A 13,343-nucleotide genomic window follows, 5' to 3' on the forward strand; every position below is an offset into this window, starting at 1 on the left:
AGGCAAAAAAAGCACCGCTCGGTGATTTCAGTGCATTTTTGTCAGGCGCCGCATGCTTTTCAGTTCGTTCGTTTCAGGCATGTCTTTGTTCGGGATATTCGCTTCTTTAATCAAATAATGCGGGCGTTTTTTTGTTTCATAATAGATCCGCCCGATATATTCGCCTATGATTCCGAGGCTTAACAGCTGTACTCCGCCGAGAAATAACACTGCTGAGATAATCGTGAAATATCCGGGCACAGAAATGCCGTTCGTCAAAATTTTAAAAAATGTGGCAATGATATAAATGATGGAAAGCAGTAAGATGAAAATGCCGGTATAAAAGCATATTCTCAACGGCTTATGATTAAATGAAACGATGCCGTCCATTCCGTAGTTAAACAGACTGCTGAACGACCATTTTGATGTGCCGTTTTTTCTTTCAACATTTTCATAAAACACGATTTTCTGATCGAAGCCGATCCAGCAAAACAGACCTTTTGAAAAGCGGTTGCCCTCGCTCAGCTTCAAAAGAGCGTCCACAGCTTGGCGGCTTAACAGCCGAAAGTCTCCGACACCGTCACGCAAATCAACCTCCACCGCTTTATTGATGAACTTGTAATACAGAGATGACAGGAATGAGCGGACAGGGCTGTCGCCTTTTCTGTTCCTTTGGGCAATGACTTGATCATAGCCTTCTTCGTAGCCTTTGATAAACTCCTTCAACAAATAGGTCGGATGCTGCAGGTCTGCGTCCATGACAATTACCGCTTCGCCTTGAACATGCTCAAAGCCCGCCAGAATCGCAGCTTCTTTTCCAAAGTTCCGTGAAAAAGATATGTATTTAACACGGCTGGATATGGCTGCTAAATCTTTGATCTGCTGAAGCGTGTCATCAACACTTCCGTCGTTTATGAAGAAAATTTCATAGTCATAATGAATGCTCTTGAATTCCTTTTTCAAGGATTCATGAATGAGTTTGACATTATACCCTTCATTGTAAGACGGGATAATAATCGAGATTAAACCTTGTTTCATTAAGGCACCTTCTTTTTATATTCTTTTTAATCACTGCCTTAGGGGAGTTTTACACAAATCTTCAGTAAGGCTATTCCTTTTTTAAAAGTCGTTTAAACCTGTTTTTTGTTACATTTTATGGTGACATTCATGATTTTTAATGTTATTTTGTCATGTTTAAAACAGACTATGAAAAAAACGCACAGAAAAAGTCTGCCATTACGACAGACGATTGGGAGGCATTCTGACTTATGTTTTTTTAAGATATTCGAGAATAAGCTGATTGACGATGGCTGGTTTTTCGTGGTTAATCCAATGGGAAGCTTCATCAACAAATATGAGATGCCCATTCTGGCAATGCCTTGCCGTTTCTTTCGCAAGCTTTCTGCTTAAAAAGCGGTCTTCCATTCCCCAGATCATCCGGTAAGGTGCTGTTTCGCAAGTTGCTTTCTCTGATAGGCTTCCTTTTCTGAGGGCTCTGTACCAGTTCAGCATAGCCGTCAGCGCGCCAGGCTGTTTCCACGCTTCTTTGTACCTGCTGACATCCTCGGACGAAAAAAGCTCAGGACGTGTCGATAATCCAATCGCTTGATCTAATGTTTTATAATCATTTTCCTTTAGTGATGCCTCAGGTATGTCAGGCAGCTGGAAGAAGGCGATGTATGAGCTTTTCAGCCACTGTGGAGGATAAACCGGCGTTATACTTTTCATGATATGTGGGTGCGGGATGTTAATGGCGATCAGCTTTTCAAGATATTCGGCGCGTGTTGAAGCCAGATGCCATGCGACAGCACCTCCCCAGTCATGCCCGATAACAATTGCTTTTTCATCTGTGAATTGGGTGATAAGCCCGATGATATCATCTCTTAATGTATCAATCCGATATGATTCAATTCCCTCCGGTTTATCACTGAGATTGTAGCCTCGCTGATCAGGAGCAATGACTCGGTAACCCGCATCGGCGAGCGGTTTGATTTGGTTTTTCCAGCCGTACCAAAACTCAGGAAATCCATGGAGCAGGACAATTAACGGGCCGCCCTCCGGCCCTGCTGCTGCAACGTGGAGCGTGATTCCATTTGTTTTGACAAACTGGCATTTAACTCCGTCCACTTCTATCTCCTCCTTGACTGTGCGTCATGTTTTTCAGCCTTTTCTCCGTTAGCATCATTGTGATGACACAGGATGTTACCAGAAGGCTAAGCTGAAGAATGATCAAGTTTGACTTCAGCAGCACACCCATTCCCGCTATCAACAAGCCTGACAGGATCATCAATGATGCACTGTAACGGTTCGCTTCATTCCATAATCTTTGATCTGACATTGAGCGTCTCGTTCTATATCCGTACACACTGTTGATGGATTTGGGTGGAAACAGCTTGGTCATAATACCTGCTATGACCATAAGGCTTCCGCCTACTAAACCAACCATATCATCATCTCCTTTCTCATTGTTACGTGCAGAAAGAAGAAATGTTTCATACTCAGGCAAAAAGACAAGCCTCGGCCTGCCTTTTTTATCGTAGGTGTAAGTCCTTTGTCTGAACATAGCCCATGACTCCGCCGTAATCAACAAATGCCCAGGTGAAGTCAAATCCGCCGTTTTCACTGAATCCCCATCCGAGTAATGTTACCTCTGTTCCAGATGAGAGCTGTTTGGCTTTTCCGTTTTCGGGTGTCGGTGCATAAAAGGCTGTCTGTTTTGCCGTTTTCGCTTGGCTTGCGGTTTTCATTAAGAAGTGTGTTGAAATATATGCTTTTTTTCCTTTGAAGTGAATTTGAGCCCAATCGGCATTTGCGAAACCATTGACTGTAACTTTTTGTTCTGATGATAAAGTGCCAAGAATTTTGCCTTTATAATTTGGCTCAGTCCGGACATTCAGCTTTCCTGCTTTTATGATGTAAGAATCGGATGATGGCATGCTGACAGATATGTTGTGAAGGGGCGCAGCTTTTGCTGCGGGCACGGAGTGAAGTGCTGTAAAACCCAGTCCTGCTGCAGCTGTTAAAGCGAGCATTACTTGTTTCTTTTTCATACAAAGCTCCTCCTCGCAATTTGACCAAGATATAGGTGGTATTCCCTGACTGACAGGCGGGTGAAACACATATTGTTTATTTTTTTATCATGTTAAGGTAATTTTAAGGAATGTAAGGTGTACATTACGTAATAATTCCTGTATCGTTATTTTTGTAAAGTAGACGTTACATATGGAGAGGACCTATCAAGATGAAGCATGGGGTGCGCAATTGCGTAAAAGAATACAGAAAAGACAAAGGGTGGACACAGGACCAGCTTGCAGAACAAATCCAAGTCACAAGACAGACAATTATCGCGATTGAAAAACAAAGATATGAACCTTCAATTGGTACTGCAATTAAATTATCTACCGTGCTGAACTGCTCATTAGATCAATTATTCTGGATAGAAGGAGAAAGGTAATATGAACATGACGTATCGTACCGGATTATTTTTTCAAGCACTGCTTCCTATTTTATTATATGTCCTTTATTGGCATTCACCTTCAAGGTTGACACTTATATTGGCAGTTATTGGTACTTCTAGGTTTCTCTATTCTGCCCTGCGTATCCATAAAAATAAACTATGGAGAAAAGTACATTTGCAAAATGACCAGCGAACTCGATCAAATTCTCATTTTGCCGGTTACATATCTCATTGGGTAATGATTGTTGTTTTACTTCTAGGGGTTATATTGATTCATCAGTCTATGCTTCCTCTATCATATCTGCAGCTGATTACTTATACTGCTCTTCTTGGTTTTTTAATTAGAATGGTGGTCAAAGATGTACTGAATACAAATGTATAAAAAAACCTGCCGGATGATGGGACTGACCCCCGTTTTTGAGACAGGGATCAAAACACCTTTTAAACAGCCAATTGCCGATAGTTTATCGGTGATTGGTTGTTTAGTTTCGTTTGAATACGAATGTTGTTATAATAATAAATGTATTCTTTGACAGTGCGTTCTACGATGGCGGTCGTGGTTCGATCAATGCTGTTAAGATAGAACGTTTCAGACTTTAGTGAGGAATGAAACGATTCGATGGAGGCATTATCAGCGGGCGTCCCTTTGCGGGACATGCTCATGGTAATGCCTTTTGTTTTAACAGCTTTCTGATACTCGTAAGATGTATACACAGATCCTTGGTCACTATGTAACACGCAGTTCTCAGGCAGTGTTGGCAGTTGATCAAGTGTGTGTAAGACAAAGTCTGTGTCCTGCTTATCTCCAATCGTAAAAGCAATCACTTCTCCATTGTATACATCCAATATACTGGAAAGGTACAATTGCTTCTGTCCATAAGGCAAATACGTGATGTCCGTTACTAGTTTTTCAAGAGGATGATCAGACTGAAAGTTCCGATCTAATATATTATCGACCACGGCATATGGCTGCCCATTCTTCTTGCGCTTTTTCACCTTAACCCGGCACTGCCACTGATTTTTCTGCATAATACGCTGAACCGTTTTATGGTTAATACACATTCCCTTTTTTAATATAGCTGTAATTTTTCGATATCCATATCGATACTTGTGCTCTCGGCACAACATGCCGATTTGTCTTTCTAAATGCTGTTTAGGTTGATCCTTCGTCAGATTCTTCTTCCAACGATAATAAGACGCTCGGGAGATACCTAAATGAAAACAGATATCTTGTACGGTCATTGATCGGTGCAATACTTCTACAAGTTCGACTGACGTTTGGCTATCAACTTCCTTTCCAATTCGTTGTACTTTTTTAAAACTTCATTCTGTTGTCTCAGGTAACGATTCTCTGCCTGCAGTTTCTCTAATTCGGAAGAATACTCCGGACCTTTTCCATAAGTGTATTGCTTACCAACAGGCTGTTCAAATCGATGTGTATCACCAGCCTTATACCATCTGACCCATGTCTTAATCTGCGTATTATTTTTGATATTCAACTCCTGCATGATCTCTTTCATAGGTACGCCTGCCAATCTCATTTCTACAGCCTTCTGTTTCACTTCAAGCGGATAACTCACTCTTGTCCCCATAGAAAAAACACCTCCAAGTCTAATTTCGGATAACAATCATCCGTATTCAAACTTGAAGGTGTTTTTATTTGTCTCATCTTATGGGGTCAGTCCCTGATAACGGCAGGTTTTTTAATGCAAAAGGCCTCTGCTTTGGTTTAAGTAATCATTCACGTTGTCACGGGAGCTTTGGAAAAGGTGGAGCTGGCCGCCATAGTTTTCGATCCATTGTATGACGATTTTTTCGGTCATTTTTTCACCCTGATAGGCGTGTCCGGCTTTTGCATAGGTTGCTTCGAAGTCACTCCATAACAACTCCACCCATGTTTTTGCCTGTATATAGCTGATCATCTCGTTCTTTTCCAGAAGCAGATTTGTCAGTTTCTCAATGTACGTATTCATGTGTGCAGTCTCCTTTCTTCAGGAAAAAAATGACGCTTTAAAACGTGCTGTTCTCCATATACTAACCTTACGTCTTCATCTGGAAAGACGCAACTTTTTGATCTCGAACCTAGGGGGAAATGACATGGTCCGGAATAAAGAAAAAGGATTTCCTTACGAAAACGAAAACAAATTTCAGGGTGAACCGAGAGCAAAGGACGACTATGCTTCAAAGCGTGCTGACGGTTCAATCAATCAGCATCCTCAAGAAAAAATGAGAGCCTCCGGCAAACGGTAAAGAAGAACAGCTGCATGGCGCTGCAGCTGTTTTTCACCCTTTATTGACCTGATACTCATAGACGTTCTTCTTTTCAGATAAGTGGGCAAGGGTTGAAAGCACGAGTCCGCATGCGGTCATAAGCGCTCCGCCCGCAAATAGCCAGGAATAAGAACCTGTTCCGCTCAAAATCATCCCGCCGATCCACGCACCGAGCGCATTAGCAAGATTAAACGCCGACACGCTGACAGCGGCGGCAATCGTTGTGCCGCTCTCAGAAGAGGAAATGACCTTCGTTTGCAGCAGAGGCGGTGTGCCGAATGCGCAAGCCCCAAATAAGAATGTTGCAACAATGGCTGCGGCCGGGTAAATGGCGATGTAAGGAAATACAGTCAGGACACCGATCAACCCGATCATCACACCGATCATCGTCCGAGTGAGCAGAGGAAGCGGCACTTTTCCCGCAAAGAAATTCCCCGCAACGCCTCCCAATCCGTACGCAAAGAGAGCGCCTGTAATGCCGACTGTGCTGAATCCCGCTGAATGTCTCAAAATGGGTTCGATAAAGGTGTAGGCGATAAAGACGCCGGAATAGCCTAAAATCGTAATCGCGAAGGAATACAGCACTTGTTTGTTTTTAAATACCCCCCACTCATTCATAAGCATGGGGATCACTTTTGGTTTTCTGTTCGGCACGGCAGCCATGAGGCCCAAGAATCCGATGCCCCCAAGTGCGGTAATGATAGAAAATACCGCTCTCCAATTCAGGACATCTCCGAGATAAGAGCCGAAGGGAACACCAAGCATCAGAGCCACTGTCAGTCCGCCGTTCATTGAGGCTGCGGCTGCGGCACGCTTTTCCGGCGGAACCATTTCACTGGCAAATACCATGGCGATCGCAAAGAAAGCGCCGTGAATGGACGCGGATAAAATTCTTGAGACGGCCAATACCGCAAAATTAGGTGCCAGCGCGCTCATCAGGTTTGAAAGGATAAAAATCGCCATCAGCCCAAGCAGCACAGGCTTTCTCGGGAGCTTGACGGAAATGATGGTGACGAGCGGGCCTGTCAGACAGACGCTTGCCGCGTAGGCCGTGACAAGAAGCCCCGCGGATGAAACCTGTATATGAAAGTCATTGGCAATCGACGTCAAAATCCCCATCACAGCGTATTCTGTGTATCCAATTGAAAAGGTACAAATCATAAGAACAAAAATAATAAATTTCACTGATGGGTTTTTGATACTCAACGTCAATCGCCTCCTTCGATTTTAAAAAACAACGAGTTTCATCTTAAAAGATTTTTGGAGCGAATTCAATGATTTTTTCTTTAAGATTCAGTGTAAATGTGCTGCAAATAAAAAGAGGCTGATATTCAGCCCCCCTGTCACACTTGCTTCTTTTCTTGCAATAATGAGATTGGCAGCGCTTCTTCTCGCTGAGGAGACGAGGTTCTGTATCCCCATGCGAAAACGCCATTTAAATAACTGATGGTAAACTCGTCCTCAGTGTCTTCCACACGATACGTTTCTCCCGGTGAGAAATCTTCCGGAGTCAGCAAATATGCCTTTGCCATCGTAATTTTCCGTTCGAGCACTGCCAGTTCGTTGATGATCCCATGCTGTTCCGCTTTTCTTGCTTTTTCAGAAAGTGATGCGATTTCGGTATTGAGTTCGTGCGGTGTCATTTGACTGTATCGTTTCTCCATTTTTCAGCTACTCCTCTTCTTGCAGAAATTGCTCGATTAAATCGAGTGAGAATCCTTTGCGGAATAAAAATTGTTTGACCTTCATGGTGCTTTCATATGAGCCGTCATAGCGGTATTTTCTAAACGCTTTTTCGGCGTGAAGGCGCAGCGCTTCTTTCTCTGTGTCTTCATCATTTTCATATTCAATCTGCTCTAGCGCAGCGCTGATGACATCAAATGAGAAGCCCTTGCGCTGAAGCTGCATCTGAGCGCGCTGTTTGAGTTCTTTCGTCGAAAGTTTTTTATCTTTTTTGAGAAGCTTTTCAACATGCTTAACTGCTTCTCTCGTCTGATCTTCAAAAGAAAAGGAACTTAATGCCTCCTTAATTGTATCGTCGTCGATCCCCTTCGCTCTCAGCTCTCTGAACAAAACATCAGGGCCTTTTCCGTTCGTTTTTTTGTGGGTGCTGACATAGGCCGCGGCAAATTCCTGGTCGTTTAGGTACTTATAGTCGTTGAGCTTATGGATGACTTCCGCAATTGCAGGCGCTGAGGTTTCTTTTTTCTTTAAGTGGTCCTCGACCTCTTTCGTTGACCTCATTCGGTAGGATAAAAAGTCAAGCGCACGGTTGAAGCCTTTTTTTACTTCATCACCGTATTGAATCTCAATGAGATCAAGGTCATCAAGCTCTTTTCCCTTTTTGAGCTCAAATTTCACGAGCACGTCCGCGTCCACACTGAAGGCGTATTTTTCATCCAGAAAAATATTGAAGCGTTCCGTATTCTTTTTTTGTGTTGATATTTTTGTAATAAATGGCATCTTAATCTCCCTTCTCAGGCCTGAAACGCGTTTTCTTTGATTAAAATGAGGTAAAGTATTGTTATTAGAACGATGAGGAGAGATGTTTATGAATATCGCAATGACAGGCGGAACCGGTTTTCTCGGCCAGCATCTGACAGGCGTTCTTACCCGCCAGGGACACCATGTTTATATTTTATCAAGAAACGCAAGGGAAACTGAACAAAAAAATATGACATATGTTCAATGGCTGACGGAAGGAGCCGCGCCGGAGCAGGAACTTCCTCATATTGATGTCTGGGTCAATCTTGCGGGAAAATCGATTTTTGGCCGCTGGACAGAAAAAACGAAGCAGCAAATCCTCTCCAGCCGTATCAATGCGACACGTGAAGTGCAGCGGCTTATTCATAAACAGAAGGAAAAACCGAAGACGCTGATTCAGGCCAGTGCCGTGGGCATATACGGCACAAGTCTTGAGAAAACCTTCACAGAGGATTCCGCAACGTCAGATGAGGATTTTCTCAGCCATACTGCACATTTGTGGGAAAAGGAAGGACAGAAAATTGAGGCGATGGGCATCCGAACGGTTTATGCGAGATTTGGCGTGATGCTTGGGGAAAAAGGCGCTCTCCCGCTTATGGTTCTTCCCTATAAGCTTCTGGCCGGCGGAACGATCGGAACGGGCAGACAGTGGCTGTCATGGATTCATGTCGAGGACGCGGCCCAGATGATCCGATATGCGATGGAAAACACCGGCATTTCAGGACCCATGAATGTCACCGCGCCAAACCCTGTGGAAATGAAGCAATTCGGAAAAACGATTGCGCGGGTGAAGCACAGCCCGCACTGGCTCCCCGTCCCGGAATTCTTTTTATCAAAGGCATTGGGTGAAATGAGTCTTCTGATTGTGAAAGGACAGCGCGCCCTGCCTAAAAAAGCGATGACCTCCGGATTTCGTTTTGCATATTCGGATCTTGAATTCGCGCTCTCACAGCTGATTACAGACCGAAAGGCTGTATAAAAACGGAAGGAAGCGTCAACCTTAAGAATAACATGGTTGAAGGAGGTCCTTTTATGGAAAAGAAGAGGGAGAAGCATCAGCAAGGCGCCAATCTGAAGAAAATGCAGGAAGTTCTTTATTCAGGCGAATTTAAAAAAGCGGAAAAAGCTGCTAAGCGCAAGTAGGAATACATAGCCCCTTTATGCCAGATACTATGTTTGTTTGATATCACTTTTTAGGGGGAATTTGATATGGGCAGAAATCATATTCACAAAAACCGTGATAAAAACAAACAAAAACTTCCTCAAGTTCCCGACGCATTAAAAAGGGAAACTGACGGTGTTTACGAAGAATATTCAAGCGAGCTTGCTGATGCGAATGACCGCGAAGCGCAAGAGCGTGCGAAAGCAGCAGACAACAGAGCGAAAAAGAAAACTCGTTAACGAAAAACCCCTTGTCTCCGTTTGAGACAGGGGGTTTTTTACATGTCGGTGAACCGTTCACGGATCGGCGTGCGTTTTTTCACTTCCGGCGCTTCGTCAGGATAGCCCGTTTGTATGATAGCGGCGAATCGTTCATGATCCTGTAAACCAAAGGCCTGATGCACCTCTTTGTCGTAAAGGATTTTTCCGCTTTTCCAAACCATGCCGATTCCTTTTTCCCAGGCAAGAAGCTGAAGATTTTGAATTAATGAGCTGGTTGCCGCAAAATCATCGTCTCGCGCTCTTTCGTTTTCATCTTCTTGAAACACGACGAGCAGAAATCCCGGTACGCGTCCAAGTGTGTTTTTGAAATTTTGAAGCTTTTCCTCTGTTATATCCGGCTTGGATTTCTTAGAGAATGCTGCAAATGTGTTGATCAGATTTGCTTTTCCCGTCTCACTAGAAACGTAAATAAATCTCCATGGCTCTGTCACTCTGTGATTTGGCGCATATTTCGCCGTTTCAAGCATGTCAAGAATATCTGCTGAAGGTACTGGCTCTTGTTTAAATTTTCGAATCGATCTTCTGCTGCGTATGATGTCCCGCAGGGCTGAATGTTGATGTATCTGTTCGGTTTGAGGCATACCGTCTCACCTTCCTAAGCAATTGAAAATGATTATCATTCATAATGATAACGGATAGTGCATCTTTTTGTAAACCATCATCCGTATTAGATTTTTAGAATACGGGTTTCTGAGTAAACAGCCGTTCCTGTCATATTCACTTTCACACGGCCGCCGTCTTCGTTCATATCGATTTCCACTTTCCCGTCTTTTCCTATTTCCTGCCCTTGTTCAATGATAAATTCTCGCTGCCCGGCATTGCCGTACTGTTTCATATAAGCCCCCATCACGCCGGATGCCGTGCCCGTCACGGGATCTTCTATCGTTCCCGAATACGGGGATGAAAAGTGGCGTCCATGCAGGTCGCTGTCGGGATGAATGGTTTCAAAGGTAAACGGGTGGACTGAAGCGTTTGGCAAATCAACTAATACTTCCGGAAATTGTTTGTTATCAGGCACCATTTTTTTGGAGGCCTCTAATGATTTAAGCGGAACGATGGCTGTCCATATGCCAGTGCTCCCAAACACAATCGGAAGGTCTTCATGCAAATCTTCTTCAGAGATTCCTAGCGCGCCCGCAAGTTTTTCCCGATTGCCTGTAAATGGTTTGAATTGCGGAGATGCCTGTTCAAGCGTGATATGAATGCGGCCTTCTTTTTCAGAAGTCTTCACAGGCAGGATACCGGCTTTTGTCTGGATACTGTATGTTTTACCGCTCTCCAGCATTCCTTTTTCACATAGTGCGTAAAGAGAAGCAACTGTTGCATGACCGCACAAGTTCATTTCGTGTCCAGGGGTAAAGTAACGGAGTTCAAGATCAGCCGGCTCGCTTTTCCGGATAAAGGAGGTTTCTGAATATCCGGCACGCTCAGCTATGATCTGCATCTCTTCGTCAGTGTAATGGTCTCCCTCCAATACAACGCCTGCGGGGTTTCCTTTGCCGGGACTGCTTGTAAATGCTTCATATTTTAATACCTCTATTTCTTTCACTTGTCTGCCGCCCTTTCTTTATCAATGTCTCTGTCAGTATAGCAAAAAACGATTATGAATTTTCAGTTATTATCAAAAAAACCCATTTTCTTTAGAAAATGGGCGTAGCCATCAAGTGTTTCTCGTTTTATAGAGCAAATAAATAAAATAAGGGGCGCCGATAGCGGCTGTAAAAACGCCGGCTGGCACTTCCACCGGAGCAAATAAGGTTCTGCCGACGATGTCAGCTGTTAGGACGAGCAACGCCCCGATGAGTGCCGACGCCGGGAGGAGCGCACCATAAGACGAGCCGACGAGGCGTCTTGCAATATGGGGCGCCATCAGCCCGACAAAACCGATTGTGCCGGCAACCGAAACCGCACAACCCGTAAGAGCCGTGCTCAAAAGAAGCAAGAAAAAACGATTGCGCTGCACGGCGCTTCCCGCACCCGCCGCAATATCTTCGCCCAGCACCTGTATATTCATATTTTTCAGCGCGATAAAACAAATAAAAATGAGAATAACAGATAAGATAATTGCTATTTTTACATGCTGCCAGTTTGATCCATAAACTGATCCAGTGATATACACATTGGCTTGTGATGCTCGGTAAATTGGGCCTTTGATCATCAGCAGGGTGGTCAGCGCCTGTGCCGACATTGAAAATCCGATCCCGATAAGCACCAGCCGAAATGTGGAGGCGCCATTTTTGTATGCCAGTAAATAGACGATAAGCCCAACAGCTGAGGCACCGATAAATGCAGCCGCCGGAAGCCATGACAGACTGATCGTAAGTGAACTGCTGCGGTCTGTAAAAAACATCATCACAAGCACGACTGCTACCGCCGCTCCCCCCGTTATTCCGATAATATCCGGAGATGCGAGAGGGTTTCTGACGAGCCCCTGCAATATCGCGCCTGCCGCCGCCAAGCAAACGCCGGCGCATAAAGCGGTCAAAATTCTTGGCAGGCGGAATGACATGATCATCAGTTCATCCAGCTTGGAGCCTGCACCAAAAAATGTTTTTGCCACATCCCAGGGAGGAATAAACCTTTGTCCGAGACCGGCGCTAAGGATCAGTACAGCCGCTGTTAATCCCAGTAAAACGAAAAAGACGATCCATGCTTTCTTTTCAGCCGCGGTAACGCCAAAATGAAGTTTCATAGTTTTGCCCCCCTTCTTGCGATGTATACAAACACAGGCATACCGATGATGGCTGTCATGACCCCGACAGGAACTTCCTGAGGCATAATGATATATCGGGCCCCGATATCCGCGGCAACAAGCAAAACCGCACCCAAAACAGCGGAAAACGGCAGAATCCAGCGATAATCATTGCCGACGATAAACCGCGCAAAATGCGGAATAATGATGCCGATAAAGGAAATCGGCCCGGCAATGGCCACAGCAGATCCGGCAAGCAAGACAACACAAAGCGCCATCACAAATTTCAGCAGGCCAATTTTTTGGCCGAGTCCTTTTGCCACATCTTCTCCCATAACGAGAAGATTCATTTTCTGGCCAAGAAAGAAGCTGATCACAAGCGCTGCGGCTGCATATGGAAGCATTGTCATCAGCAGATCCAGACTCCTGCCCTGCACAGAGCCGGTCAGCCAAAAAAGCACCTGAGCGAGCTCGAGTTCATTGACAGAAAGCAAGCCTTGTGTCAGAGAAGAAAACATGGCCGCCATGGCAGCCCCCGCCAGCGTCAATTTGATTGGCGTCAGCCCTTCCCTTCCAAGCGAGCCTGCGGCATAGACGATCGCAGCGGTAAATGTTGCACCGATAAAAGAGCTCCATACTAGCGCCTGAGGTGATTGAATATGCAGAAAAAACGATCCGGCAACAATAAAAAAGCCGGAGCCGGCGTTAACTCCGAAAATCCCCGGTGACGCGAGCGGATTTTTTGTGAGCGCCTGCATGAGAACGCCTGCGGCTGCAAGCGAGGCGCCGACAACTGTGGCAACCACTGCACGCGGGAGTCTGACGTCTTTGATGATGACATGTTCATTTGTACCGTTGAAAGAAGTAAACGCCTGATAGACCTGTCCCCATGACGTATCTGTATAGCCGTAAACAACGCTTGCACAGACAGCCGCCAGTAAAGTCAAAATCAGACATACTAACACAATCCATTTTGAAGATGCCTTTTTGCAGATCATGATCTAATTCTCCTAGTTT

19 protein-coding genes are annotated in these 13,343 nt (G+C 44.7%); 6 read left to right on the forward strand and 13 right to left on the reverse strand.

Features of this window, described 5'->3' with window-relative positions:
• Positions 1 to 27: 27 nt before the first annotated feature.
• The 4 genes from ACMX2I_RS17410 to ACMX2I_RS17425 all read right to left on the reverse strand — a co-directional run bounded on the left by ACMX2I_RS17410 (position 28) and on the right by ACMX2I_RS17425 (position 3,029).
• Complete coding sequence (locus ACMX2I_RS17410) at positions 28 to 1,017, reverse strand: glycosyltransferase family 2 protein (RefSeq protein WP_414957663.1); 990 nt, start codon at positions 1,015 to 1,017, stop codon at positions 28 to 30.
• Positions 1,018 to 1,245: 228 nt separating this feature from the next.
• Complete coding sequence (locus ACMX2I_RS17415; protein ID WP_414957664.1) at positions 1,246 to 2,106, reverse strand: alpha/beta fold hydrolase; 861 nt, start codon at positions 2,104 to 2,106, stop codon at positions 1,246 to 1,248.
• The gene (locus ACMX2I_RS17420) at positions 2,093 to 2,425 is read right to left on the reverse strand and encodes an SdpI family protein (protein ID WP_414958351.1); all 333 of its coding nucleotides are present in this window, start codon (positions 2,423 to 2,425) and stop codon (positions 2,093 to 2,095) included. Before ACMX2I_RS17420 ends, ACMX2I_RS17415 begins: the two co-directional genes overlap by 14 nt.
• A gap of 85 nt (positions 2,426 to 2,510) precedes the next feature.
• Entirely contained in the window at positions 2,511 to 3,029 is a 519-nt protein-coding gene (locus ACMX2I_RS17425) for an SH3 domain-containing protein (RefSeq protein ID WP_414957665.1), read from the reverse strand.
• Positions 3,030 to 3,220: 191 nt separating this feature from the next.
• On the opposite strand from ACMX2I_RS17425, the gene ACMX2I_RS17430 reads away from it, so the two are divergent.
• Both ACMX2I_RS17430 and ACMX2I_RS17435 read left to right on the forward strand, forming a co-directional pair.
• Positions 3,221 to 3,433, forward strand: a complete 213-nt coding sequence (locus ACMX2I_RS17430) for a helix-turn-helix transcriptional regulator (protein ID WP_087992617.1) — start codon at positions 3,221 to 3,223, stop codon at positions 3,431 to 3,433.
• 1 nt (position 3,434) lies between these two features.
• Positions 3,435 to 3,818 carry a hypothetical protein gene (locus ACMX2I_RS17435; RefSeq protein ID WP_414957667.1) on the forward strand — a complete coding sequence of 128 codons (384 nt, stop codon included), beginning with the start codon at positions 3,435 to 3,437 and terminating at the stop codon, positions 3,816 to 3,818.
• Between the two features lie 59 nt (positions 3,819 to 3,877).
• Here ACMX2I_RS17435 and ACMX2I_RS17440 read toward each other — a convergent pair.
• Positions 3,878 to 5,028 (reverse strand): IS3 family transposase gene (locus ACMX2I_RS17440; protein WP_414957669.1). Its coding sequence is split into 2 segments (ribosomal slippage): positions 3,878 to 4,755 and positions 4,755 to 5,028, totalling 1,152 coding nucleotides; the frame shifts between segments, so codons are not numbered across the junction.
• A 111-nt stretch (positions 5,029 to 5,139) separates the two neighbouring features.
• Positions 5,140 to 5,409: a YfhJ family protein gene (locus ACMX2I_RS17445; protein ID WP_087992615.1), complete on the reverse strand. Its 270-nt coding sequence runs from the start codon at positions 5,407 to 5,409 to the stop codon at positions 5,140 to 5,142.
• Between the two features lie 124 nt (positions 5,410 to 5,533).
• On the opposite strand from ACMX2I_RS17445, the gene ACMX2I_RS17450 reads away from it, so the two are divergent.
• Positions 5,534 to 5,686 (forward strand): small, acid-soluble spore protein K, encoded by a 153-nt coding sequence (locus ACMX2I_RS17450; protein ID WP_010330867.1) that lies wholly within the window; start codon positions 5,534 to 5,536, stop codon positions 5,684 to 5,686.
• Positions 5,687 to 5,719: 33 nt separating this feature from the next.
• Here the strand turns inward: ACMX2I_RS17450 and ACMX2I_RS17455 are convergent, their stop codons facing one another.
• The 3 genes from ACMX2I_RS17455 to recX form a co-directional block, all read right to left on the reverse strand.
• The gene (locus tag ACMX2I_RS17455) at positions 5,720 to 6,913 is read right to left on the reverse strand and encodes an MFS transporter (protein ID WP_414957671.1); all 1,194 of its coding nucleotides are present in this window, start codon (positions 6,911 to 6,913) and stop codon (positions 5,720 to 5,722) included.
• Between the two features lie 137 nt (positions 6,914 to 7,050).
• Positions 7,051 to 7,371, reverse strand: a complete 321-nt coding sequence (locus ACMX2I_RS17460) for a YfhH family protein (protein WP_414957673.1) — start codon at positions 7,369 to 7,371, stop codon at positions 7,051 to 7,053.
• Between the two features lie 7 nt (positions 7,372 to 7,378).
• The gene (recX, locus tag ACMX2I_RS17465; RefSeq protein ID WP_414957675.1) at positions 7,379 to 8,170 is read right to left on the reverse strand and encodes a recombination regulator RecX; all 792 of its coding nucleotides are present in this window, start codon (positions 8,168 to 8,170) and stop codon (positions 7,379 to 7,381) included.
• An 88-nt stretch (positions 8,171 to 8,258) separates the two neighbouring features.
• On the opposite strand from recX, the gene ACMX2I_RS17470 reads away from it, so the two are divergent.
• The 3 genes from ACMX2I_RS17470 to ACMX2I_RS17480 all read left to right on the forward strand — a co-directional run bounded on the left by ACMX2I_RS17470 (position 8,259) and on the right by ACMX2I_RS17480 (position 9,592).
• Entirely contained in the window at positions 8,259 to 9,170 is a 912-nt protein-coding gene (locus ACMX2I_RS17470; RefSeq protein WP_414957677.1) for a TIGR01777 family oxidoreductase, read from the forward strand.
• 53 nt (positions 9,171 to 9,223) lie between these two features.
• Positions 9,224 to 9,334 carry a YfhE family protein gene (locus ACMX2I_RS17475; protein ID WP_003223230.1) on the forward strand — a complete coding sequence of 37 codons (111 nt, stop codon included), beginning with the start codon at positions 9,224 to 9,226 and terminating at the stop codon, positions 9,332 to 9,334.
• Between the two features lie 66 nt (positions 9,335 to 9,400).
• On the forward strand, positions 9,401 to 9,592 hold the full coding sequence (locus ACMX2I_RS17480; RefSeq protein ID WP_087992610.1) for a YfhD family protein: 192 nt from the start codon (positions 9,401 to 9,403) through the stop codon (positions 9,590 to 9,592).
• Between the two features lie 38 nt (positions 9,593 to 9,630).
• Here ACMX2I_RS17480 and ACMX2I_RS17485 read toward each other — a convergent pair whose 3' ends face one another.
• From ACMX2I_RS17485 to ACMX2I_RS17500, 4 genes are all read right to left on the reverse strand, one after another.
• Complete coding sequence (locus tag ACMX2I_RS17485; RefSeq protein WP_087992609.1) at positions 9,631 to 10,215, reverse strand: nitroreductase; 585 nt, start codon at positions 10,213 to 10,215, stop codon at positions 9,631 to 9,633.
• A gap of 86 nt (positions 10,216 to 10,301) precedes the next feature.
• On the reverse strand, positions 10,302 to 11,183 hold the full coding sequence (locus ACMX2I_RS17490; RefSeq protein WP_414957680.1) for a PhzF family phenazine biosynthesis isomerase: 882 nt from the start codon (positions 11,181 to 11,183) through the stop codon (positions 10,302 to 10,304).
• Between the two features lie 111 nt (positions 11,184 to 11,294).
• Positions 11,295 to 12,326, reverse strand: a complete 1,032-nt coding sequence (locus ACMX2I_RS17495; RefSeq protein ID WP_414957682.1) for a FecCD family ABC transporter permease — start codon at positions 12,324 to 12,326, stop codon at positions 11,295 to 11,297.
• Entirely contained in the window at positions 12,323 to 13,324 is a 1,002-nt protein-coding gene (locus tag ACMX2I_RS17500) for a FecCD family ABC transporter permease (protein ID WP_414957683.1), read from the reverse strand. Before ACMX2I_RS17500 ends, ACMX2I_RS17495 begins: the two co-directional genes overlap by 4 nt.
• Positions 13,325 to 13,343: the final 19 nt, after the last annotated feature.

Origin of the sequence: Bacillus sp. SW14, from assembly GCF_047608225.1 — a bacterium.
GTDB classification, from domain to species: domain Bacteria; phylum Bacillota; class Bacilli; order Bacillales; family Bacillaceae; genus Bacillus; species Bacillus subtilis_G.